General features: G+C 69.4%; 19 protein-coding genes. 8 read left to right on the plus strand and 11 right to left on the minus strand.

From position 1 onward, the window contains the following. The first annotated feature begins 140 nt into the window (after positions 1-140). Positions 141-593: a DUF983 domain-containing protein gene (locus HNP51_RS00485; RefSeq protein WP_184265744.1), complete on the plus strand. Its 453-nt coding sequence runs from the start codon at positions 141-143 to the stop codon at positions 591-593. A gap of 159 nt (positions 594-752) precedes the next feature. On the opposite strand, the gene HNP51_RS00490 is transcribed toward HNP51_RS00485, so the two are convergent. The 4 genes from HNP51_RS00490 to HNP51_RS00505 form a co-directional block, all read right to left on the minus strand. Further along, positions 753-3128 (minus strand): TonB-dependent receptor, encoded by a 2376-nt coding sequence (locus HNP51_RS00490; RefSeq protein WP_184265747.1) that lies wholly within the window; start codon positions 3126-3128, stop codon positions 753-755. Between the two features lie 118 nt (positions 3129-3246). Continuing rightward, the gene (locus HNP51_RS00495; protein ID WP_260398266.1) at positions 3247-3573 is read right to left on the minus strand and encodes a hypothetical protein; all 327 of its coding nucleotides are present in this window, start codon (positions 3571-3573) and stop codon (positions 3247-3249) included. After that, positions 3518-3994, minus strand: a complete 477-nt coding sequence (locus HNP51_RS00500) for a hypothetical protein (RefSeq protein WP_311769876.1) — start codon at positions 3992-3994, stop codon at positions 3518-3520. The genes HNP51_RS00495 and HNP51_RS00500 overlap by 56 nt, the downstream gene beginning before the upstream one ends. A 112-nt stretch (positions 3995-4106) precedes the next feature. Further along, positions 4107-4580 (minus strand): helix-turn-helix transcriptional regulator, encoded by a 474-nt coding sequence (locus HNP51_RS00505; protein WP_311769877.1) that lies wholly within the window; start codon positions 4578-4580, stop codon positions 4107-4109. Between the two features lie 142 nt (positions 4581-4722). Here HNP51_RS00505 and HNP51_RS00510 point away from each other — a divergent pair, with 142 nt between their 5' ends. After that, on the plus strand, positions 4723-5496 hold the full coding sequence (locus HNP51_RS00510; RefSeq protein ID WP_184265753.1) for an A24 family peptidase: 774 nt from the start codon (positions 4723-4725) through the stop codon (positions 5494-5496). A gap of 1 nt (position 5497) precedes the next feature. Here the strand turns inward: HNP51_RS00510 and HNP51_RS18780 are convergent, their stop codons facing one another. Beyond that, positions 5498-6358: a hypothetical protein gene (locus HNP51_RS18780; RefSeq protein WP_221415682.1), complete on the minus strand. Its 861-nt coding sequence runs from the start codon at positions 6356-6358 to the stop codon at positions 5498-5500. A gap of 296 nt (positions 6359-6654) precedes the next feature. Here HNP51_RS18780 and HNP51_RS00520 point away from each other — a divergent pair, with 296 nt between their 5' ends. Continuing rightward, positions 6655-7227: an OmpA family protein gene (locus HNP51_RS00520; protein WP_221415683.1), complete on the plus strand. Its 573-nt coding sequence runs from the start codon at positions 6655-6657 to the stop codon at positions 7225-7227. Positions 7228-7285: 58 nt separating this feature from the next. On the opposite strand, the gene HNP51_RS00525 is transcribed toward HNP51_RS00520, so the two are convergent. Both HNP51_RS00525 and HNP51_RS00530 read right to left on the minus strand, forming a co-directional pair. After that, on the minus strand, positions 7286-8905 hold the full coding sequence (locus tag HNP51_RS00525; protein WP_184265759.1) for an acyl-CoA dehydrogenase family protein: 1620 nt from the start codon (positions 8903-8905) through the stop codon (positions 7286-7288). A 205-nt stretch (positions 8906-9110) separates the two neighbouring features. After that, a complete protein-coding gene (locus tag HNP51_RS00530) occupies positions 9111-10061 on the minus strand; it encodes a rhodanese-related sulfurtransferase (protein ID WP_311769878.1) in 951 nt (316 codons plus the stop codon). A 120-nt stretch (positions 10062-10181) separates the two neighbouring features. On the opposite strand from HNP51_RS00530, the gene HNP51_RS00535 reads away from it, so the two are divergent. Together HNP51_RS00535 and HNP51_RS00540 are read left to right on the plus strand one after the other, a co-directional pair. Continuing rightward, a complete protein-coding gene (locus HNP51_RS00535; RefSeq protein WP_221415684.1) occupies positions 10182-11261 on the plus strand; it encodes a chemotaxis response regulator protein-glutamate methylesterase in 1080 nt (359 codons plus the stop codon). Next, positions 11258-12064 carry a protein-glutamate O-methyltransferase CheR gene (locus HNP51_RS00540; protein ID WP_184265766.1) on the plus strand — a complete coding sequence of 269 codons (807 nt, stop codon included), beginning with the start codon at positions 11258-11260 and terminating at the stop codon, positions 12062-12064. The genes HNP51_RS00535 and HNP51_RS00540 overlap by 4 nt, the downstream gene beginning before the upstream one ends. Before the next feature lie 234 nt (positions 12065-12298). Here HNP51_RS00540 and HNP51_RS00545 read toward each other — a convergent pair whose 3' ends face one another. From HNP51_RS00545 to HNP51_RS18785, 3 genes are read right to left on the minus strand one after another with little or no spacing between them, the layout of a single operon-like run. Then, complete coding sequence (locus tag HNP51_RS00545) at positions 12299-13894, minus strand: PAS domain-containing methyl-accepting chemotaxis protein (RefSeq protein ID WP_184265769.1); 1596 nt, start codon at positions 13892-13894, stop codon at positions 12299-12301. A gap of 22 nt (positions 13895-13916) precedes the next feature. Beyond that, positions 13917-14381: a chemotaxis protein CheW gene (locus HNP51_RS00550; RefSeq protein WP_184265772.1), complete on the minus strand. Its 465-nt coding sequence runs from the start codon at positions 14379-14381 to the stop codon at positions 13917-13919. Further along, complete coding sequence (locus HNP51_RS18785) at positions 14378-17203, minus strand: hybrid sensor histidine kinase/response regulator (protein ID WP_184265775.1); 2826 nt, start codon at positions 17201-17203, stop codon at positions 14378-14380. The genes HNP51_RS00550 and HNP51_RS18785 overlap by 4 nt, the downstream gene beginning before the upstream one ends. Positions 17204-17382: 179 nt before the next feature. Between HNP51_RS18785 and HNP51_RS00560 the strand changes: the two genes are divergently transcribed. From HNP51_RS00560 to HNP51_RS00570, 3 genes are all read left to right on the plus strand, one after another. Next, a complete protein-coding gene (locus HNP51_RS00560; RefSeq protein ID WP_114818713.1) occupies positions 17383-17769 on the plus strand; it encodes a response regulator in 387 nt (128 codons plus the stop codon). Between the two features lie 2 nt (positions 17770-17771). Further along, complete coding sequence (locus HNP51_RS00565) at positions 17772-18113, plus strand: hypothetical protein (protein WP_184265778.1); 342 nt, start codon at positions 17772-17774, stop codon at positions 18111-18113. Positions 18114-18388: 275 nt separating this feature from the next. Continuing rightward, entirely contained in the window at positions 18389-20056 is a 1668-nt protein-coding gene (locus HNP51_RS00570) for an MFS transporter (RefSeq protein WP_184265780.1), read from the plus strand. A gap of 66 nt (positions 20057-20122) precedes the next feature. Here the strand turns inward: HNP51_RS00570 and HNP51_RS00575 are convergent, their stop codons facing one another. Then, positions 20123-21424: a sugar MFS transporter gene (locus HNP51_RS00575; protein ID WP_184265783.1), complete on the minus strand. Its 1302-nt coding sequence runs from the start codon at positions 21422-21424 to the stop codon at positions 20123-20125. Positions 21425-21591 lie beyond the last annotated feature (167 nt).

Here is a 21591-nt window from a genome sequence, read left to right on the forward strand (position 1 = left end):
CCAGTTAAAGCGCCGCCTGACGTCATGGTCCCACAGCCTCGCCGCGCAGGTAGGACAAAACACCCGCTTGCAGCGCGCGCGCGAAAGGCCGACATCGGCAGTGTCGACGTCATGTCACGCCGTTTTTCAGGTGCTCCTTCGTGTCAGACCCCGCCTATCCGCCCATCAGCCCGCTGAAGACCGGCATCCGCTGCCGCTGCCCGCGCTGCGGCGTCGGCCCGCTGTTCCAAGGCTATCTGACCATCCGCAAGGAGTGCTCGAACTGCGGTCTGGACTACGGCTTCGCCGATCCGGCGGACGGCCCGGCCTTCTTCGTCATGTCGGCGGTGGGCATCGTCGGCATGATCGGTTTCATGATCTTCGAGTTCAACGTCCACCCGCCGGTCTGGGTGCATTTCGTCGTCACCCTGCCGATCCTGGCGCTGATGTGCCTGGGCGTGCTGCGGCCCTTCAAGGGCTGGATGGTGTCCGAACAGTATTTCCACAAGGCCGAGGAAGCCGTCTTCTCCAGCGTCGGCAAGCACGGCGAGGGCTATGGCTGGCGCGGCCAGGCCGAACGCGCCGCCAAGGACGAGGCGCGCGAGAAGATCTGAGACCCTTCTCCCCTCGAGGGAGAAGGTGGCAGGCGGAGCCTGACGGATGAGGGGTGCGAGGAAATTCGCACATGGCCTCATGTCAAAACGCTCCGCCCCAACCCCTCATCCGAGCGCCTCCGGCGCCCACCTTCTCCCGCAAGGGGAGAAGGAAGATATCTAGCGCACCACCCGCAGCGTCACCCCTACCGTGCGCGGGGCGCCGAGGAAGGCGCCGAGGGTGCCGGACTGGAAGGGCGCGCCGAAGGCGACCTGGCGGTAGTCCTGATCGAACAGGTTGCGGCCCCACAGCTCGACGCTCCACGCCTCGTCTTTGGCCAAAGCCACACGGCCGTCCACTAGCCAGAACCCCGGCTGGCTCTTGGCCGGGTCGAGGTCCGAGCCGGTGTTGTATTCCGACGAATACTTGGCCGCCAGCGTGACGCGGCCGGTCAGGCCCGCCCCCACCGGACGCTCATAGGTCCCGGCCAGCGAGCCGCTCCACAGCGGCGCAAAGGCCAGGCGACGCCCCGCCAGCAGGGGCAGGCCGGCGATCGGGTCGTGGCCGTATTCGGTCTGGGCGTAGGTCAGGCCGCCCTGCAAGGACAGGCCCTCGACCGGCGTCAGCACGAAGTCCGCCTCGACGCCCTTGGCCCGGACCTGCGGGATCGAGCGCACCAGGAAGGTCGTGCCGAGGAAGGTGTTGAGCTGGAAATCGTCATAGGTCTGGCGGAAGGCGGCGGCGCCGACCAGCAGGCGACGGTCCAGCAGCACGCTCTTGACGCCCGCCTCGAGTGCGTCGGCGGTTTCGGCCCCGAAGGCGCGCGAGGCGTCGGGGACCAGATTGGTCTGGCCTCGGTCCAGATTGAAGCCGCCGTTCTTGCGACCGCGCGACCAGCCGGCGTAGAGGCGCGTTGCCTCGGTCGCCTTGAACTCGGCGCGGGCCAGGCCGGTCCAGGCCTCGTCCTTGACCGTCTCGGACGAGGTCAGGCCGTTGAAGGCCGGGTTCGACCAGGGCAGGCACAGGGTGGCGTTGGTCACGCCCTTGGCCAGGGCGGCGGCGCAGGCGCGACCGCCGTCGGTGTTGGAATAGGCCGCGCTCATGTCCTTGGTCTCATGCGTGCGGCGCAGGCCCCCGGTAAGGGTCAGGCGGTCGGTCACAGCGTAGGAGACCTGGCCGAACAGGGCCGCCGACTGCGCCGTCTGCCAGTAGCGGTCGCGCTGGCCCTGGCCCTCGACGAAGCTCTGGCCCACGGCCAGGCCGGTCAGGGTCGAGACATGGGCCGGATCACCCAGCGGATTGGCGGTCGAGCGCGACAGCAGGCGGCTGACATAGGCTTCGTAGTCGGCGCCGTAGAAGAGGCTGTCGCGACGGGTCAGCTTCTCGTCCGAGAGGAACAGCCCCGCTGACCAGTCCAGACGCCCGCGCTGACCCGACAGGCGGACCTCCTGCGTCAGGGTGCGGAAGCGGTTGGACCAGCTGCCGTCGTCGGGGCGATAGGCCAGATCGGCCGAGGTGAAGTCCCAGTCCTGACTGATGACGCCGCGCCAGTCGCGCACCGCCGTGGTCGAATCCAGCTGCGCCCAGCCGAGGTCGGCGCTCAGGTGCAGGGCCAGGCCCCGGTCGCGGATGCGGGTGTTGGTGTCGCGGTTCGACCAGGCGACGCGGTCCCAGGGCCTGGGCGTCGCCGCCACGCCGCCGTCGGGCGCGAAGGTGGCCAGAAGCGGCGCGGTGCCGCCGGTCACAAGCTGCACGCCGACGCAGCAGCGCTCGTCCCGCTCGGTCCAGTCGGCGGTCAGGCGGGCGGTCAGGTCGGGCGTGGCGCGCCACAGCAGCTGGCCGCGCACGGTGTCGTAGTGCTCGTTCTGATCATCGGTTTCGCTGCGCGGACCGTCGCCCGTCCTGACGTCATAGAGGCCGTCGCGACGACGCGCGGCCACATAGAGCCGCCCGGCCAGAACCTCGTCCACGAGGGGGCCGGTCAGCGAGACCGAGCCGCCTGTGGTTCCGTAGTCGCCAAAGGTCGCCTCGCCCGCCAGACGCGGCGTGAACGACGGCGCCGCAGTCACGACGTTGATGACGCCGGCCGAGGTGTTCTTGCCGAACAGGGTCGCCTGCGGGCCTTTCAGCACCTCGATGCGCTCGACCTCGCCGAGGTCGCCCAGGGCCACGCCGTTGCGCGGGCGATAGACGCCGTCGATCATGACGCCGACCGAGCTTTCCAGCCCCGGATTGTCGCCCACCGTGCCGACCCCGCGAATGCGGGCCGTGGTGAAGGTCTGGTTCGAGGTCGAGACGACGATCAGACCCGGCGTCAGGATCTGCAGGTCCTTGATGTCGCGCACGCCGACGTCGTTCAGCAGGGGCTGGGCCGTCACCGTCAGCGACAGGGGCGTCGACGCCAGCGCGGCCTCGCGCCGCTGGGCCGTCACCACGATCTCGGACACCTGGGTCGGGCCTTCCGGCGCGACGCCCTCTGCCCAGGCAGGCCCCGCGAACACGAGCAGGGGCAAGGCGACGGACGCGAGTTGCGCGGCGCGGAAGGGGATCGTCATCGGGGAGGTGAACCGCTTGGAGCGCGACGGCCACGGCCGGATCGCGGACAGAGGCCGCGCTCTAGCAGTCAGGCCGGCGGGTTGAAAGCCTCGCCTTGCGTCAGCAGAGGATGACTTTTCAGGCCCGCCCAGCCACCGGCCCGGAGGCGCAAGGGGCAAAGCTGACGTCCACCCGGCTGCGATGACGGCTCAAGTCGTTTCGCACCGCGCCGCCCACCCTGCACAGGGCGGCGAGATCGCCGTCCACGCCCGCTTCATGCACCGTAATCAAATCGAGCAGCCGTTCGGCCTCAGCCAGAGAACTCGGCTTCTGCTCCAGCAGCCAGCCCTCAAGCGCATCCAGGTCCACCGCCAGCCCGCCCGCGCGAACTGCGCCTTCGACCTTGCGTCTATTCCACTGAAGCAGCAGCGCGCGCGCCGCGTCCATGGTCCATGCTTGAGCCATCACGACCCTCCCGGGCGAAGCGCCGGGCGGCCGAGGCCTCCCAGACGCCGACGAAGACGCAGAGGCTGTCGAGCAGCCACACGCCCCAGTTCACGGTGATCACGGCCCATTGCAGCCGCTCCCAGGCGAAGAAGGGGGCCAAATGGGCGATCACGGCGATCAGTTGAAACCCCGTCAGGGCGACGATCCACCACCGTTCGCCGCGCTCCGCCAAGGCCCAGAGCGTGAAGAACAACAGCACGTCCAGCACCGCCACCCAGCCGAACAGACCGGGCACGTTCAGCAACTGCAGCACCCCGGTCATCGCCACTACGGCGACCAGCGCCAGGGTGGCGGCGCGATCGATCCATTCCCCGCGCCAGAGGATCAACCCCAGCCCGAGCAGGTTGGCGCACAGCATGACGATATGAAAGGGATGCACCGTGTGTCGTCAGCCCGTGCACGGCCCGCACCCGCTGCTTGCGGATACAGGGGCCCGCACCGGGCGCCTCTGTTTTAAACCTGGCATCGCCGACGAGCCTCCTGAGTGACGATCACCGCAGGCGTTGGACGGACTCGAGAATGGGGTGGACGAGGCTGACGCCGACCGCGATGACGATCAGCCAGGCCAGAGACCAGGACAAGATCAGCCACAACAGGGAGCCCCCCAGCTTCCTGGGTCGACGCCAGCCATCCAATGCCGCGTACCGCTCGTAGAGCGATCGCCGCATCTTCCCGCTCTCGAGCGCCGTCGAAGGCGCCGCAGAGACCGGGTTCATTGGGCTGAGCGAGGCGTCGCCGGATATGGGGAGTGATTCCCCTGAGTAGAGATCACTCAGGCGGCGCGCGGCCTGCAAACGGTCGGAGACCCCCAGTTTTTCATAGGCGCGATGCAGGTGGTTCTGGACGGTGCGCGGCGACAGGTTCAACTGCTGCGCGATCTCCTTGTCGCCCAGCCGCAACCCGGCCATCCGGACAATCTCCAGTTCGCGCGGCGTCAACTTGGGGGCGGAAGCGTCCTTGGTCACGCCCCACCGTTACCCAGTCCAGCCCCGTGGCGTCCAGATGACAAAAATGCACCATGGGCTCCTATCAAGGCTCCCCCAAATCCCGCGCGCCCGCTAGTGCAGAAGGCGGCCATGGATCGGGCCATGGGTCGGGGAGGCGCCAATGTTGATTTTCGCAGCCTTCCTGGGCGGCGTCGGCCTGATCGTCGGCAGCTTTCTGGGTCTGGTCAGTCTGCGTCTGCCGCGCGGTGAAGACGTGGTGTTCGGGCGCTCGCGCTGCGGCGGCTGCGGGCAGGCGTTGAAGCCGTGGCGCATGATCCCGGTTCTCAGTTGGGCCCTGTCAGGCGGACGCTGCGCCGAGTGTGGGTCGGTCATCCCGATCCGCTATCCGCTGATCGAGCTGGCGTCGGGCCTGATCGGCGTCTGGGCGGGGTTTCACTCCGCCGACTTCGCCACCGCCCTGATGACCGGGGTGCTGGGCTGGAACCTGCTGATCATCGCCTTGGTCGACGCCGAGCATTTCTGGCTGCCCGACCAGTTGACCCTGCCCCTGTTCGTCAGCGGCCTGATCGCAGCCGTCTTGCTGCACCCCGCCGGCTTGCCTGTCGCCATGCCCTCGGCCCTGATCCCGCCCCTGATCGGCGCCTCGGTCGGGTTCGGCGGACTGTGGCTGCTGGCGCGCCTCTATAAACTCGTGCGCGGGCGCGAGGGTCTGGGCGGCGGCGATCCCTTCCTGCTGGGCGCCGGGGGAGCCTGGGTCGGCTGGACAGGCCTGCCCAGCGTCCTGCTGTGGGCCTCGGTTGCGGGGCTCAGCGTGGTGCTGGCCATGCTGATCGTACGGCGTCAGGTCTCGGCGACCGACCGCCTGCCGTTCGGCGTCTTTCTGTCCATCGGCGTCTGGCTGACCTGGCTCTACGGCCCGCTGGGGCTGGTCTGACTCACAGAGACAGCAGGTCGGCCCAGCGCCACTGGCCGGTCCCCAGGGCCAGACGCGGCGCGCCCGCCTCGTCGCCCAGGGTCAGCACCACATAGCCGCGCACCGTCTCGGTCTTGCAGGCGCGCGGCGAGAAGCCGACCGTGACGGCCACGGCCTGACGCACCCCCGCCAGGCCCTTGCCCTCCTGGCCGGGGCTCAGCACCCAGTCGCCGTCCCAGATCAGAATGGCCCGCCCGTTGGCGCCCGAGTTGCGATAGGCCTCGGTCAGGGCGGCGCGCACGCCGGGCGCATTGCGCAGGGCGTCCTGCAGACGCCGCACCATGTCGCACGAGCCGCCTGTGCCCGATCCCGATCCTGAACCGCTGCCCGAGCCGCTGCCGACCCCCGTGCCGCTGCCCGTTCCCGAGCCTGCGCCGTTCCCTGCCCCGCCGCCAGCGATCATGGCCCCGGCCAGGGCGGCGTCGCCCATGAAAACGTAGGAGATGCTCGGCGCCGGCGCGGTGATCGGCACGGGCGCGACCGTCGGCGAGCGCGGCGCCGGGCGACTGGGTCGTGGCGAGGGCTGCGTCGGCGCGGCGCGTTGCGCCTTGGCCGGCGTCTTGACGGGCGTGGGCGTGGCGACCGGCGCGGGAGCCGGCGTCGGCGCGGGCGCGGGCGAACCCCCGCCGCCTTCATCGGGCGACGGCACGGGCGATGGCGGCGGTGGATCGATCAGGGTGATTTCGATCGGTTGATATTCAGGCGGGAAGACCGGCGTCTTGGTCGGGGAAAGCAGAATGGCGACCAGCACCAGCAGGTGCGCGCCCACGCTGACGATCACGGTCAGGGCCCGCCGCCGCGCCTTGCGCCGCTCGGCGCTCAAACGGCGACTCCCATCAGGTTCGCCCCGCACAAGACAAGCTTTGAAAACATGAATATCCTGAACCGCGACCTCATGACTAGGAGGCGACCTTTTCGAAACCACCGGTCCGCGTCAGGATCATGGCGCCGAGGCTTGAATAGGCTCAACTTGCAAAAACCGGTGATTTGCAAAACTTTTCTACAGTTAAGCTGAAACCATGTCTCTGGTTGCGCGTCTTTGCTGCGCCGTCTCCTGCATCTGCGGGTGCAGCAACGCGCAATCACCGGAGTAGCGCACCGGCACGAAGGAGACTTAACTTGATCAAACTTACATCTAAGGCGGTCGCGACCAGTGCAGTGGTGGTGCTGGTAGGGTTGACCGCAAGCGGGTGTGCAAGCCATCGCTTCGTTCGTGACAATGTGGCTGTGGTCGATGAACGCGTCACGCAGGTGGACAACCACCTTACCCAGGTGGAAGGCACCGCCGGCGAAGCTCTGGCCCGCGCCAACGCGGCGCACAAGCTGGCCGAAGGCAAGTTCCTGTACGAAGTGGTCCTGTCCGACGACTCGGTGAAGTTCCCGGTCAACCGCGACGCTCTGTCGCCCGAGGCCGAACAGCGCCTGTCCGAACTGGTCCAGCGCCTGAAGGCCGAGAACCGCAACGTCTATCTGGAAATCCAGGGCCACACCGATTCGTCCGGTGACGCCCGCGCCAACGAGCAACTGGGTCAGGCTCGCGCCGAAGCCGTGCGTCGCTACCTCAGCGATCAGGGCATCGCCCTGAACCGCATGGCCACCATCTCATACGGCGAGACCAAGCCGGTCGCGCCGAACAACACCCGCGAAGGTCGGGCGCAGAACCGCCGCGTGGCGATTGTGGTCCTGAGCTAGTCTGAGAGGCGGCGGCTCGCATCCCCCGAGCCGCCGCCTGATTTTTCAGGAGTTTTCATCACGCGGGCGAGGCCCGATCCAGGATCGCCCGTGTGTCGATGACGGCGTCAAAGGCGCCATGGGCGGACCCGCGCGGTTGCAACCGCAAGCGGCAGAAGGCCTCGGCGACGGGGCTCTCCCCTGACAACAGGATCGCCGCCTGAGCCGCCAGAGCCAGCCGCTCGATCGACAGGCGCGCCGCCCCTTCCGACGACGGGGCGAAGTCCAGCGCGTCGAGCCAGCGATCATAGACGGCGTCGCGCCCGCGCGCCGTCCCCAGAAACCCGCGCAGCGCCTCGACCGCCTCAGGCTCGCGCCCGAAGGCGCGCAGGACGTCCAGGGCGATGACATTGCCCGACCCCTCCCAGATGGCGTTCAGCGGCGACTGGCGGAACAGGCGCGGCATCGGCCCGGTCTCGACGTAGCCGGCCCCGCCCAGGCTCTCCATCGCCTCATAGACCAGACCGGGCGCGCGCTTGCAGACCCAGTATTTGGCGATAGGCGTCAGCAGCCGTCCGACCGGATCATCGCGGTCAAAGGTCCCAGCCAGATGCAGCGACAACGCCGTCGCGGCCTCGCTCTCGAGCGCCAGATCGGTCAGCACCGCCGCCATCATCGGCTGGTCGATCAACCGCTTCTGGAAGGCGCTGCGATGCTGAGCGTGCCAGATGGCTTGCGCCAGCGCCCCGCGCATCTGCTGGGCCGACCCCACCACACAGTCCAGTCGCGTATGCTGCACCATGCGGATGATGGCGGCGACGCCGCGCCCCTCGTCGCCGATCCTCTGGGCCAGGGCGCCGTGATACTCGACCTCGGACGAGGCGTTGGAGCGGTCGCCCATCTTGTCCTTCAGCCGCATGACGCGGAAGCCGGCGTTGCGCGTCCCGTCGGGCAGCCAGCGCGGCAGCAGGAAACAGGTCAGGCCGCCCGGCGCCTGGGCCAGGGTCAGGAAGGCGTCGGACATGGGCGCCGAACAGAACCACTTGTGCCCCGTCAGCCGATACCAGCCGTCCTCGCCCGTGGCCTCGGCGCGGGTGGCGTTGGCGCGCACGTCGGACCCGCCCTGCTTCTCGGTCATGGCCATGCCGAGGGTGATGCCGGCCTTGTCCGGCGCGGGCCGGACGGCGGGGTCGTAGCGTCCCCCCCTGATCTTCTCGATCCACGACGCGCCGACGCCGGGCTCGACCGCCAGGGCCGGCACCGAGGCATAGGTCATGGTCATGGGACAGCTGGTCCCCGAGTCCGCCTGTCCCGTCAGGAACAGGATGGCGGCGTGCAGGACGTGGCCGTTGGCCGTGCCGTCCCAGGCGCATGAGGCCAACCCCGCCTCCAGCCCGAGTTGCATCAGCTGATGATAGGCGGGATGAAAGGTCACCTCGTCGATGCGACGGCCATAGCGGTCGTGGGTGTCCAGCACCGGCGGCACGCGGTTGGCCTGCACGCCCCAGTCGATGACCTCGGCCGAACCGCAGCGGGCGCCGAGCGCCGTCAGCCGAGCCTCGTGCCGCGCCCCGCCGCTGCGGCGCACGGCTTCCAGGAGCGCCCGGTCGCCGGTGAACAGGTTGATGTCCTCCAGCGGCGGCGGCTGGTTGGTCACGTCGTGGGTATCGAGGTGGTCGACGGGACGGAAGGACGACATGGACGGGCTCCGTTCAAGCTCGGCGCGAACATGCCACGGGTGCGGCGAGAGGCGAAGCCGGCCCCCTATTTCCGCTCATCCCCGCGGAGGCGGGGACCCAGTGAGAACCTCACGCTCTGACGCTGAAAGCAGCCACCCAGCCAACCGCCCGCCTGCAAGCCAAAGCACTGGGTCCCCGCCTCCGCGGGGATGGGCGGGGGGTGGGTCAGTCCGCCCGCTTCTGCACCGCGCCGACATGCCCGACGCCGCGGCGCGTCGCGATCTCCATCTGCTTCTGCCGCTCGGCATAGCCCTCGCGCTGCTCGTCCGTGCGCGTATCGTGACAGCGCGCGCAGCAGACGCCCTCGACATGCAGCGGCGACAGCCGCGCCTCGGGGCTGACCGGCATGCGGCAGCCGCGGCACAGGCTGTGGTCGCCCTCCTTCAGCCCATGGCCCACCGCCACCCGCTCGTCGAAGACGAAGCAGTCGCCGCGCCACAGGCTCTCGGGCTCGGGGATGGTTTCCAGGTATTTCAGGATGCCGCCTTCCAGATGGAAGACCTGTTCCACGCCCTCGGCCTTGAGGAAGGCGGTGGCCTTTTCGCAGCGGATGCCGCCGGTGCAGTACATGGCGACCTTGGGCGGATTGGGCCGGTCCAGCAGGGCGCGGCCCTCGGTCCTGAACCAGTCGGGAAACTCGCGAAACGTCCGCGTATTGGGCTGAATCGCGCCCTCGAAGACGCCCACCTCGACCTCATAGTCGTTGCGGGTGTCGATGAGGATGGTGTCGGGATCCGCGATCAGAGCGTTCCAGTCCTGGGGCGAGACATAGGCGCCGACGCCGTCGACCGGGTCGATGTCGGTCACGCCCATGGTGACGATCTCGGCCTTCAGCCGCACCTTCATGCGGTGGAACGGCATGACCTCGGCGGTCGAGTATTTCAGCTCCAGCCGGTCGAAACCCGGCAGGGCGCGGATGCCATCCACCACGCGAGCGACGGCGGCGTCCGGCCCGGCGATGGTGCCGTTGAGACCTTCGTGCGCCACCAGAAGCGTGCCGCGCACCTCGTCGCCGCACAAGTCCAGCAGATGCGCCTGCACGGCCTCGCGATCGGCGATGGCGGCGAAGCGATAGAGGGCGGCGACGCAGACGGGCGAGGCGGTTTCAGGCGTCACGAAAAGCATCCGGGCGGGCGGCGATGAAAAGGAAGCGGCCTCTATAGGCCCCGCAGACCCGCGCGTCACGGCGACAGCTTGTTTACAACTATGAGTTATATTCAGAGCTCAACCCAGAGGATGACCGCCTTGCTGGAAGCCGCGCCCGTTCGAGATCCCCGCATTCGCGTCATGGTCGTGGACGACAGCGCCATCGTGCGCGGCCTGATCGTGCAGACCCTGGAACGCGACCCGGCGCTGCGCGTCGTGGCGCGCGCCGCCCAGGGCGAGGCGGCGCTGGCGGAGTTGGACCGGACGGCGGTAGACGTGGTGGTCCTCGACATCGAGATGCCGGTCATGGACGGGCTGACCGCCCTGCCCCTGATCCTGAAGCTGCAGCCCGAGGTGAAGGTCATCATGGCCTCAACCCTGACGCGGCGAAACGCCCGCATCAGTTTGCAGGCGCTGCAGGCCGGGGCGGCCGACTATGTGCCCAAGCCCGAGACCGGGGGACTGGTCGGGGCCGAGGAGTTCGCGCGCGAACTGACCGCCAAGGTGAAAGCTCTGGGGCGCAGCGGCGGCCTGCCGACGCCGCCGACGCCCGCCCTCGCAGTCCCCCTCGTTCGCCCCGCGCCCCTGTCCCCGCCCATCCGCCCCCAGGTCGTGGCCATCGGCGGCTCTACGGGTGCGCCGCCCGCCCTGATGAGCCTATTCGCCGACCTCAAGGGCGAGTTGGAACAGGCGGTGCTGCTGACCCAGCACATGCCGCCGACCTTCACCGCCATGCTGGCCGAACAGTTGGAGCGAACCGGCGGTCGTCCGGCAGCCGAGGCGCGCGACGGCGAGCCCATCCTGCCCGGCCGCATCTATGTCGCCCCCGGCGGCTGGCACATGACGGTGGGCCTGAGCGGGCGCGTGCCGGTCATCCGCCTCAATCAGGAAACGCCCGAGCATTTCTGCCGCCCCTCGGTCGATCCCATGCTGAGGTCGGCGGCGGCGGTCTATGGCCCCGGCGTGCTGGCGGTGATCCTGACCGGCATGGGGGCGGACGGGGCCGAGGGCTGCCGCGTCGTGGCCGAGGCCGGCGGGCGGTTCGTGGTTCAGGACGAGGCGACCAGCGTGGTATGGGGCATGCCGGGCGCCGCCGCCAAAACGGGACTGGCCGAGGCGGTCCTGCCCCTGCCCCAGATTGCGCCCTGGGTTCGGAGGGCCTGCGCATGACCGTCGCCTATGAGGGGTTTCGCAAGCTGGTGCTGGACCGCTCCGGCCTCGTGCTGACCGCGGACAAGGACTATCTGCTGAAAAGCCGGCTGGAGCCGCTGGCGCGCAAGGACGGGTTCCTGGGGCTGGATCAGTTGCTGGCCAAGGTCGGCGCCGAGCCGTCCGGGGCTTTGGCTCAACGCTGCATCGACGCGATGGCGACGCATGAGTCCTTCTTCTTTCGCGACACCACGCCCTTCGATCAGTTGCGCGACACCCTGTTGCCCGACCTGATCGCGGCGCGGGCGCAGAGCCGAACCCTCCGCATCTGGAGCGCCGCCTGTTCCAGCGGGCAGGAGCCCTATTCCCTGGCCATGCTGCTGATGGAGGAACAGGCGCGGATGCCCGGCTGGCGCATCGATATCCTGGCCACCGACATGTCCCTGCCCATACTGGAGCGCGCCCGCACTGGCCTCTACAGCGACTTCGAGGTCAGGCGCGGCCTGTCCGACGCCCGGCTGGCCCGCTGGTTCACGCGTCAGGGCGACCAGTGGCTGCTGTCGCCGCAGGTGCGGTCGATGGTGCGGTTCGCGCCGCACAACCTGCTGGCCGGGACGGCGGGTCTGGGTCGGTTCGATCTGGTCTTCTGCCGCAACGTGCTGATCTATTTCGACCGCGAGCATAAGCGCGCCGCGCTCGGCCAGATGGGTCAGGCGCTGGAGCCGCACGGCGCCCTGGTGCTGGGCAGCGCGGAGACCGTCGTGGGGTTGGACAGCGCCTTCGCGCCGGTCGTGGGGCTAAGAAGCGTGTTTAGGCCGGGCTGAACGTCAAAGCCCTCCCCCTCGAGGGGGGAGGGTTGGGTGGGGGTGGAGGCAGGCGTTGTGTCGGAGGACGCAGGAGAAGCGACCCCGCCTCATGCGCCCAGTCTCAAACCTCGCGCCCTCACCCCCATCCCCGACCCTTCCCCCCTCGAGGGGGAAGGGAGGCTGGAGGAGTTTAGGGGGCGAAGGCGGGGCCCGCCGCCTTCGCCCCCTCGTCGCGTCGCGGCCCTCGGGGGCTCAGGCGGCGGCGAGACGGTCCATTTCCGCCGTCAGTGCCTCGGCCTGGCGGGCCAGTTCGCCCGAGGCGTTGAGCAGTTCGGAGGAGGCGTCGCTGGTCTGGACCGCGGCGGCGTTGACCCCGGCGATGCTGGTCGAGACCTGGCGCGTGCCCTCGGCCACCTGGGTCACGTTGGCGGCGATTTCGCGGGTGGCGGCGGACTGTTCCTCGACCGCGCCGGCGATGGCCGAGGCGATGTCGGCGACCTTGCGGATGGTGTCGGTGATGCTGCCGATGGCCCCGACCGAGGTCTGGGTCGCCGACTGCATGGCCGAAACCTGGGACGAGATTTCGTGCGTCGCCCGCGCCGTCTGGTCGGACAGGCTCTTCACCTCCGAGGCGACGACGGCGAAGCCCTTGCCCGCCTCGCCCGCCCGCGCCGCCTCGATGGTGGCGTTCAGCGCCAAGAGCTTGGTCTGGCCGGCGATGTCGTTGATCAGGGTGACGACGTTGCCGATCTTCTGCGCCGCCTCGGCCAGGGTGCGGATGGCCTCGCTGGTGCGGTCGGCCTCGGTCACGGCGTGCTGGGAGATGCTGCTGGACTCGGCCACCTGACGGGCGATCTCGGCGATGGAGGCGGTCAGCTCCTCACCCGCCGACGACACCGTCTGGACGTTGACCGAGGTGACCTCGGCCGCCGCCGTCACCGACCCGGCCTGGCGCGTGGTCTCCTCGGCGGTGCCGGCCATGCTCTCGGCCGTGGCGCGCATCTGCGAGGCCGCCGAGGCGACGATGCCCGAGATCTCGGTCACCCGCGCCGCCACCTGTTTCTGGGCGCTGATGTCCGTGGCGAACTTGACCACCTTGAGCGGCGTCCCGCGCGCGTCGAGGATGGGGTTGTAGCTGGCCTGCAGCCAGACCTCGCGCCCGTCCTTGCCGACCCGGCGGTACTGACCGGCGTCGTATTCGCCGCGCCCCAGCTTCTCCCAGAAGGCGCGATAGGCGCCCGATTGCACCTCGGCCGGATCGACGAACATGGAGTGGTGGCGGCCGACGATCTCCTCCAGCCGATAGCCGGTGGTGCTCAGGAAGTTGCCGTTGGCGCTCTGGATCGTCCCGTCCAGATTGAACTCGATCACCGCCTGGGCCTTGCTCAGCGCCTCCAGCATCCCGGCGTGCTTGCGCAGCTCGGTGACGTCGTTCCACTCCAGTACGTTGCCGACGTAGTCGCCGCCGGCGTCGAGCACCGACATGACCCGAAGCGCAAAACGCGGGTCGCCTACGCTGATCTCGGCGATGTGCGGTCGGGCCAGCGGGTGGGCCAGCATGGCGCGCTGGTGGCTGGGATCCTTGTGGAAGACATCGATGGAGGTGCCGATCATCCGATCCAGCGCCACCCCGGGGAAGGCGCGGGCGAAGGCGGCCTCATTGGCCTTCAGCAGGGCGCGTGTGGCGTCGTTCAGATCGATGATGGTCAGGTCGCGGTCGACCATCATCAGGGCGGCCGAGGTGGACCGCACCACCGCGCGGGCGAAGGCGTCGGGATCGTCCTCGGGCCCGGCCACGATCAGGTCGTCCAGGCGTTCAGCAGCGTGGGCAGCGGCGGTGCGCGACATGGCAGGCTCCTTGATAGTTCGCTCAGGCCCCAGCGGCCGGGGCGGACAGGGTGAAGGTCTGTTCGATGTTGAGGATCAGCAGGGAGGCGTCGTCGTGGCGGTGCAGGCCGTCGCACAGGGCCCGCCATTCGGGCGCCAGGGTGACGGGCAGAGGCTCCCTCGCCGCCCGGTCCAGCCACAGGACGTCGCCGACGTCCTCGACCTGAAGGGCGTAGAGCTCGCCGCCGCGCTCGACGATGACGCTCATGTGCGGCTGGCCGATCTCGCGCGGGGCCAGGCCCAGACGGCGACGCATGTCCACCGCCGTGATGATGCGCCCGCGCAGGTTCAGCGACCCCGCCACCTCGAACGGGGCCAGAGGCACGCGGTCGATGCGCACCGGGGCGATCACGTCCTGAACCCGCAGCAGGGGGACGCCGATCATCTGATCGCCGACGCGGACGGCGACGAGACCTTCCAGCGAGGGTTCGGTCGTGGCGGGTGTCATGCGGCCTCCTGATCATCATGAGAAGACGGCGTGTCCGACAGGGCCTCAGCGACATCGGCCAGCAGGCCGTCGTCAGCCGGGTCGCCGCCCGCCATCCGGCGCGTCCCTAGCCCCAACAAGGGCGTGGCGTGCCAGGCGGAGGCCCGGCCAAAGGCGCTGGCCAAGCGCCGCGCCGCCGGGCCCGCATGGCTGGTGTCGGCCAGGATCAGGTCGAAGGCGACCCCGGCGTCGTGCATCGCCAGCGCCGCCTCGGCGTCGCCCGCCACCTCGACCTCATAGCCGGCCTGCGCCAGCAGCGGCCCCAGCAGCATCCGGGTGAAGGGGCTCTCGTCCACGACCAGCAACCGCTTGGAGGCGCGGACGAAGGCGCCGACGCTCTGGGTCTCGACCGGCGGCGCATCAAGGCGCGGTTCCGCCACGCCGTCGCAGCGCCGCCAGTAGAAGTCGACGTCGATCAGTTCGGTCGCCCGGCCCGCCACCACGACGCTGCCGCTGACCCCGGTGGAGGAGCCCGCCAGTTCGGCGGTCGCCGCCGCCTCGACGATGTCCACGATCTCTTCGGCCATCAGGCCCAGGCTGCGCTCGCCGCGCGAGAAGACCAGAAGGGGGCGCTTGGTCGGCGGCGCCGACGTCAGCGGCGCGCCGTCCGCGTTCAGCACCGGCATCAACTGGCCGCGATACTGCAACAGCGAGCGCCCATCGGCCCATTCCAGTGCGGCGGGCTCCAGCTCCTCGATGCGCGCCACCCCTGCCAAGGGCGCGGCCTTCAGCCCGCCGTCGGCGGCGCGGAAGACCAGCAGGGACTCTGTGCGGTCATCCGAAACAGCGGTCTCGGCGGCCATGTCATCGCCGCCGTTCAGCAGGGCGCCCGCGCCCGCCTCGACCGCCATGCCCTTGAAGTCGAGGATCATGATGACCGCCCCGTCGCCGAGGATGGTCGCGCCGGAATAGAGCTTGAGGTGACGCAGGATGGTCGCCACCGGCTTGACCACGATCTCCTCGGTGTCGAACACTCGGTCGACGATGACGCCGAAGGTGAAGGCCCCGACGCGGGCCACGACGATGCAGGCCTCGCCGCGCGGTCCCTCGGGCGCCTCCAGCCCCAGCAGGGCCTGTAATGAGACCAGCGGCAGCAGGCGGTCGCGCAGGCGCAGCACCTCGGCGCCGTTGATCTGTTCGATGCGTCGGCCCGCCGCGCCGTTGGCGCTGACCAGTTCGATGATGCTGGCCTGGGGCATGGCGAAGCGCTCGCCGCAGCATTCGACCACCAGTCCGGCGATGATGCTGAGCGTCAGCGGAATGCGGATGGAAAAGCGCGTCCCCTGCCCCTCGACCGAGGCCAGTTCGATGGCCCCGCCGATGGCCTCGATATTGGTGCGCACCACGTCCATGCCGACGCCGCGCCCCGACACCGCCGTCACCGAGGCGGCGGTCGAGAAGCCGGGCAGGAAGATCATCTGGCGCGCCTCGGCGTCGCTCATCGCCGCCGCCTGAGCCGGGGAGATCAGCCCCGCCTCGACCGCCTTGTCGCGGATGCGGGCGGCGGGCAGGCCGCGCCCGTCGTCGGCCATCTCGATCAGTATGGCGCCGCCCTCGTGCCGGGCCAGCAAGGTGATGCGGCCTGTCTCCGGCTTGCCCGCCGCTCGGCGTTGTTCCGGCGTTTCCAGCCCGTGGTCGGCGGCGTTGCGGATCATGTGGGTCAGGGGGTCGCGGATCAGCTCCATGACCTGACGATCCAGCTCGGTGTCCTCGCCGGTCATGACCAGGTCGATGCGCTTGCCCAGGTCCGAGGCCAGGTCGCGCACCAGGCGCGGCAGCTTGGCCCAGGCGCCGCTGATCGGCTGCATCCGGGTGGTCATCACCCCTTCCTGCAGTTCGCTGGTCACCTGATTAAGCCGGTGCAGCGGCCCGGCGAAGGGGGTCTCCGGCTGGGCGCGCAGGGTCTGGATCAACTGGTTGCGGATCAGCACCAGCTCGCTGACCATGGTCATCAGGCCTTCCAGCGTGTCGACGCCGACGCGGATGGTCTGCGGCCCCTTGGCCGGTTCGGAGCGGTCGGCGCGGGCGGGTTCGGCCTCGCGTTCGGCGGGCGGCGCGGCGAGGAGCGTATCGACGGCCTCGGCCTCGCCTTCCAGATCGATCAGGTTCTGACGCACGGCCTGAACGAAGGCCGCCTCATGCCCCGCCAGCGCCTCGCCGAAGGTCTCGGCCAGGGCGCGCTGAAAGGCGCCGGGCGCCGCCGTGGCCCGGGCGACGCCGCACAGGGCCTCGCGCCATTCCGCCTGCACCCGGTCGAGATCGATCCCGGCGAACAGGGGGCCGGTGACGGGGACCGTGACCAGCAGGGCCAGCGCGCCTTCGCAGGCGGCGTCCAGCGTGGCATCGCCGCCGACGCGTTCCAGCAGGGAGCGCGACGCGGCAGACGCGGTCGCCGCCGGGGCGCTGTCGCCCGCATAAATGCGGTCCAGCCGCCCGATCAGGGCGCGGTCGTCGCCCTCAGGCTCGACGCCGGTTTCGGCCAGTCCCTCGATCACGGCCCGGACCACGTCCACCGCGTCGAGGATGACGGTGACGGACGCCGCGTCCACCGCCAGGGTCCCGTCGCGATAGAGGCCCAGCACGTTTTCGGCGGCATGGGTGACGCTCTGCAACCGCATCAGGCCGAGGAAGCCCGAGCCGCCCTTGAGGCTGTGGATCAGGCGGAAGATGTCGCCCAGCAGGTCCGGGTCATCCGGCGTCTGCTCGAAGCGGACCAGCTTGGCGTCCACGGCCTCGATGCCCTCGCGGGCCTCGGCGATGAATTCGTTGATGACGTCGTCCACAGTCGAGCGCCCCCTTTGAGGGCGGCGGAACCGCCCCTGTTGAATGCAACCTTCAAGGGAAATCGGTTAATCCAAGCTTAAGCGAATACATCTTAAAGCTGCATTGCTGGCCCTGAGGGGTCGGCGCGTCCTTCAATCACAGCGGCCTGTATGGCCGCGCCTGTGCAACGAGGAATGGAATGGCCGCGGACAAGAGCATGAACGTCCTGGTGGTGGACGACTACAAGTCGATGGTGCGGATCGTGCGGGGGATGCTGAATCAGTTGGGCTTCGTCAACGTCGACGACGCGCCCGACGGGGCGGCGGCGATGGCCCTGCTGAAAGAGAAGGATTACGGCCTGGTCCTGTCGGACTGGAACATGCAGCCGGTCACGGGGCTGGAGCTGCTGAAACAGGTCCGCGCCGAGGAGCGCACCAAAAAGACCCCCTTCGTCATGGTCACCGCCGAGGCCAAGGTCGAGAACGTCATCGCCGCGCGTCAGGCCGGGGTGAACAACTACGTCATCAAGCCCTTCACCCTGGCGGTGCTGAAGCAGAAGCTGACCTCGGTCGTGGGCGAGATCTGATCATGACGCCCCCGATGACGCCGCAACAGATCCTGGCCGAGATCGACCACCTGCGGCGCGAACTGGCCGCCGCCGCCGACGACCTCCTGTCCGCCGCCGAACAGGGTCTGGCCCTGACGCGGGCCCAGCCGATGGACGCCGAGGCGGTGACGGCCAGCTTTCACCACATCCTCGCCGCCTGCAGTTTTCAGGACCTGGCGGACCAGAGGATCGACCGGCTGCTGACCGCCCTGACCGGGCGCAAGGCCCCACCCCGGCCCGACGCCGCCCTGCTGAACGGCCCCGCCATGGCCGGCGAGACGGGCCTGAACCAGTCGGCGGCGGACGCCCTGCTGGCCCGATAGCCGCCCCCCTCACCGCTCATCCCGGCGAAGGCCGGGATCCAGATTGTAAGGCGCTCTGCTGACAGCAGGCGACGCCATAGCGCCATTTGAGGCCAGCCCTCCGTCATATGATCTGGATCCCGGCCTTCGCCGGGATGAGCGGGATGAAGTGGCAGCGCCAATATAAACCCTTCGCGCCTTGCCAAGCCGTCGCCAAAGGGGTGCATTAGGGCTTCGTTCCGCAGTCACCATTCGGGCGCCGCCATCCTGATCTTCCGCCACAGCCGGTCCGCGTCATGACCGCCCCCGAGACCGCGCCGCGCGTCCGCACCGGGGCGCTGGCACCGCTGAACCATCCGATCTTCCGCGCCGTCTGGATCACCAGTCTGGCGACGAACTTCGGCGGTCTGATCCAGTCGGTCGGCGCCGCCTGGATGATGTCCTCCATCGCCTCGGCCCAGATGGTGGCCTTGGTCCAGGCCTCGATCACCCTGCCGATCATGCTGCTGTCGCTGGCGGCGGGGGCGCTGGCCGACACGGTGGACCGGCGCAAGATCATGCTGGCGGCCCAGACCTTCATGCTGCTGGTCTCGGCGGGGCTGTCGGTCATGACCTATCTGGGGCTGATCACGCCCTGGGTGCTGCTCGGCTTCACCTTCCTGATCGGCTGCGGCGTGGCCTTCAACGGCCCGGCCTGGCAGGCCTCGGTCGGCGACATGGTCCCGCGTGAGGACCTGGCCGGGGCCGTGACCCTGAACTCCATGGGCTTCAACCTGGCCCGCAGCGTCGGGCCGGCCATCGGCGGGATGATCGTGGCGGCGGCGGGCGCGGCGGCGGCCTTCGCCGTCAACGCCGCCAGCTACATCGGCCTGCTGGTCGTCCTGTTCCGCTGGAGACCGGATCGACCCAAGCAGGCCCTACCGCGCGAGGGCCTGCTGGCGGCCATGGTCGGGGGCGTGCGCTACGCCTTCCTGTCGCCGCGGGTGACGGCGGTGTTGTTGCGCGCCGTGGTCTTCGGCGTCGGGGCCAGCGCGGTTCAGGCCCTGATGCCGCTGGTGGCGCGCGAGGGCGGCGGCGGGCCTCTGGTCTTCGGCCTCTTGCTGGGCGCTTTCGGCGTCGGCGCGGTGGGCGGCGCCCTGTTCGTCGGCAAGCTGCGCGCCAGGTACGAGACCGAGACCATTGTCCGCGTCGCCGGTCTGGCCTTCGCCGTCGCGGCGGCGACCATAGGCTATAGCCCCTGGGTGGCTCTGACCCTGCCGGCCCTGATGATCGCGGGCGCGGGCTGGGTGCTGGTGCTGTCGACCTTCAACGTCACGGTGCAGATGTCGGTGCCGCGCTGGGTCGTGGCCCGGGCGCTGGCTCTGTACCAGATGGCGGCGTTTGGCGGCATGGCGGGCGGCAGCTGGCTGTGGGGTTCGCTGGCGCAAAGCCAGGGCCTGGACACGGCGCTGGGCCTGTCGTCGGGGGTGCTGCTGCTGGCGGTGCTGATCGGGCTGCGGGTGCCCCTGCCCTCGACCGCCAACCTGAACATGGACCTGCTGCGGCGCTGGACCGAGCCTGAGACGCAACTGGCCATCGAACCCCGCAGCGGCCCTGTGGTGGTCTCCATCGCCTATCGCATCCGCGAGGAGGACATCGACGACCTCCTGGCGGTGATGGACGAGCGCCGCCGCGTCCGCCGCCGCGACGGCGCGCGGCAGTGGCGTCTGCTGCGCGACCTGGCCGAGCCCGACGTCTGGGTCGAGAAATACCAGACCGCGACCTGGCTGGATTACGTGCGCCACAACCAGCGCATCACCCAGGCCGACGCCGACATCTCGCGCCGCATCTACGCCCTGCATCAGGGACCGGACAAGCCGGTGGTCCACCGCCTGATCGAGCGCACCACGGCGCCCCTGGCCGCCAACCTGCACGTCGACCGCCACTTCGGCGAACCGCTGACCGACCCGACGCGGGCGTCGTAGGATTTGCACCCCCAATCCCGCTCATCCCCGCGGAAGCGGGGATGAGCGGATAAAAGAGACCCGCCCTCAATGCGGCGAAGCGATCGGCCCCTCCCCCTCTCGCCCCTGAGTGCGGACGCAGGCGACGGCGAAGACGGTCAGCAGCAGATAGCCCGCCACCGGCACGAAAAAGCCCAGGTGGATGTCGCCCGAGCGGTCCGCCACCTGCGCCGCCAGCAGCGGCAGGATGGCCCCGCCGATGATGCCGAAGACCAGCAGGCCCGAGGTCGAGGCGGCGGGCGCGCTCGACCGCTCCAGCGTCAGGGTGAAGATGCTGGGGAACATGACGGAGTTGAAGAAGCCGACGGCCAGGGCCGCATAGGCCGCCGTCATCCCGCTCGTCTGGGTCACCAGCAGACACAGCGAGGCCGCCACCACGGTGCAGAGCGTCAGCAGCACGCCCGCATGCACCCGGGTCAGCAGCCAGGATCCAACGAAGCGCCCGACCATGGCCCCGCCCCAGTAGAGGGCGACCATCTTGCCCGCCTCGTGGACCGGAATGTTCAGCACGTCGGGGCCGGACAGGAAGTTGGTCAGCATGTTGCCGATGGCCACCTCTGAGCCGACGTAGATGAAGATGGCCAGGGCGCCGAACAGGGCCCAGCGCGAGCGCAGGGCTGACAGGATGGCGGCGGCACCGACCGGCTCGGCGGCGTCATGCACCGGCGCGGCGGCGTTGATCTGCTTGCGGGCGGAAAAGATGAAGGCGGCGATCAGGGCGAAGACGCCGGCCATGCTGAGGAAGGCCAGGTCGATGCTGCGCAGGGACTGGCCGCGCGTGGCGACCGTGACCACCGCGCCCGCCGCGAAGACTCCGCCGGTCAGCAGGACGTGCGCCCCCAGCCACGGCCCGAGGGTGGCCCCCAGGGAGTTGAAGGCCTGAGAGAAGACCAGACGGAAGTGCGAGGTTTCCTTGGAACCCAGCTCGGCCACCAGAGGATTGGCCGCGACCTGCAACAGGGTCACGCCCGAGGCGATGACGAACAGGGCCAGCAGGATGCCGGGATAGAAGTCGATCAAGGTGGCCGCCGGCACGATCAGGCAGCCCAGCACCATGGTCAGCAAGGCCACGACAATGGCCCAGCTATAGCCCAGACGCGTCAGCACCGCCGCCGCCGGCAGCGAGGCCACGCCATAGGCGATGAACCAGGCGAAGGTGGTCAGGAAGGATTCCGTATAGCTGAGGTCAAACACCCGCCGCACCGCCGCGATCAGCGGGTCGATCAGCGAGGTGGCGAAGCCCCAGGCGAAAAACAGGCTGGTGACATAGGCGAAGGCGAGGCCCGTGCCGCGCTTTGCGCCCCCTGTGGCGGACTGAGGCTGGCTCATGATCGCTTCCCAAGAGGCCGCCCGCAAAGGCGGCGAGACCCCGACTGTCTAGCCAGAGCGGCGCGGCGTCCAGAGCCGGGTTATGTGGTCCCGAAATCTTGATCCGGCGCCCAGACCTTCGACTCGACTCGCCCATTGCCTTTCCTCATGCGCCCGCCCACCGTGAC

The organism is Brevundimonas bullata (assembly GCF_014207965.1).
GTDB classification, from domain to species: domain Bacteria; phylum Pseudomonadota; class Alphaproteobacteria; order Caulobacterales; family Caulobacteraceae; genus Brevundimonas; species Brevundimonas bullata_A.

Excerpts from the sequence above, each read along its gene's own strand:
- HNP51_RS00550 (WP_184265772.1), bottom strand. The coding sequence starts at position 14,381 with ATGACACCCGCCACGACCGAACCCTCGCTGGAAGGTCTCGTCGCCGTC.
- HNP51_RS00540 (WP_184265766.1), top strand. The coding sequence starts at position 11,258 with ATGACCGTCGCCTATGAGGGGTTTCGCAAGCTGGTGCTGGACCGCTCC.
- HNP51_RS00490 (WP_184265747.1), bottom strand. The coding sequence starts at position 3,128 with ATGACGATCCCCTTCCGCGCCGCGCAACTCGCGTCCGTCGCCTTGCCC.
- HNP51_RS00510 (WP_184265753.1), top strand. The coding sequence starts at position 4,723 with ATGTTGATTTTCGCAGCCTTCCTGGGCGGCGTCGGCCTGATCGTCGGC.
- HNP51_RS00535 (WP_221415684.1), top strand. The coding sequence starts at position 10,182 with ATGACCGCCTTGCTGGAAGCCGCGCCCGTTCGAGATCCCCGCATTCGC.
- HNP51_RS00545 (WP_184265769.1), bottom strand. The coding sequence starts at position 13,894 with ATGTCGCGCACCGCCGCTGCCCACGCTGCTGAACGCCTGGACGACCTG.
- HNP51_RS00570 (WP_184265780.1), top strand. The coding sequence starts at position 18,389 with ATGACCGCCCCCGAGACCGCGCCGCGCGTCCGCACCGGGGCGCTGGCA.
- HNP51_RS00525 (WP_184265759.1), bottom strand. The coding sequence starts at position 8,905 with ATGTCGTCCTTCCGTCCCGTCGACCACCTCGATACCCACGACGTGACC.
- HNP51_RS00565 (WP_184265778.1), top strand. The coding sequence starts at position 17,772 with ATGACGCCCCCGATGACGCCGCAACAGATCCTGGCCGAGATCGACCAC.
- HNP51_RS00575 (WP_184265783.1), bottom strand. The coding sequence starts at position 21,424 with ATGAGCCAGCCTCAGTCCGCCACAGGGGGCGCAAAGCGCGGCACGGGC.
- HNP51_RS00495 (WP_260398266.1), bottom strand. The coding sequence starts at position 3,573 with ATGGCTCAAGCATGGACCATGGACGCGGCGCGCGCGCTGCTGCTTCAG.
- HNP51_RS00560 (WP_114818713.1), top strand. The coding sequence starts at position 17,383 with ATGGCCGCGGACAAGAGCATGAACGTCCTGGTGGTGGACGACTACAAG.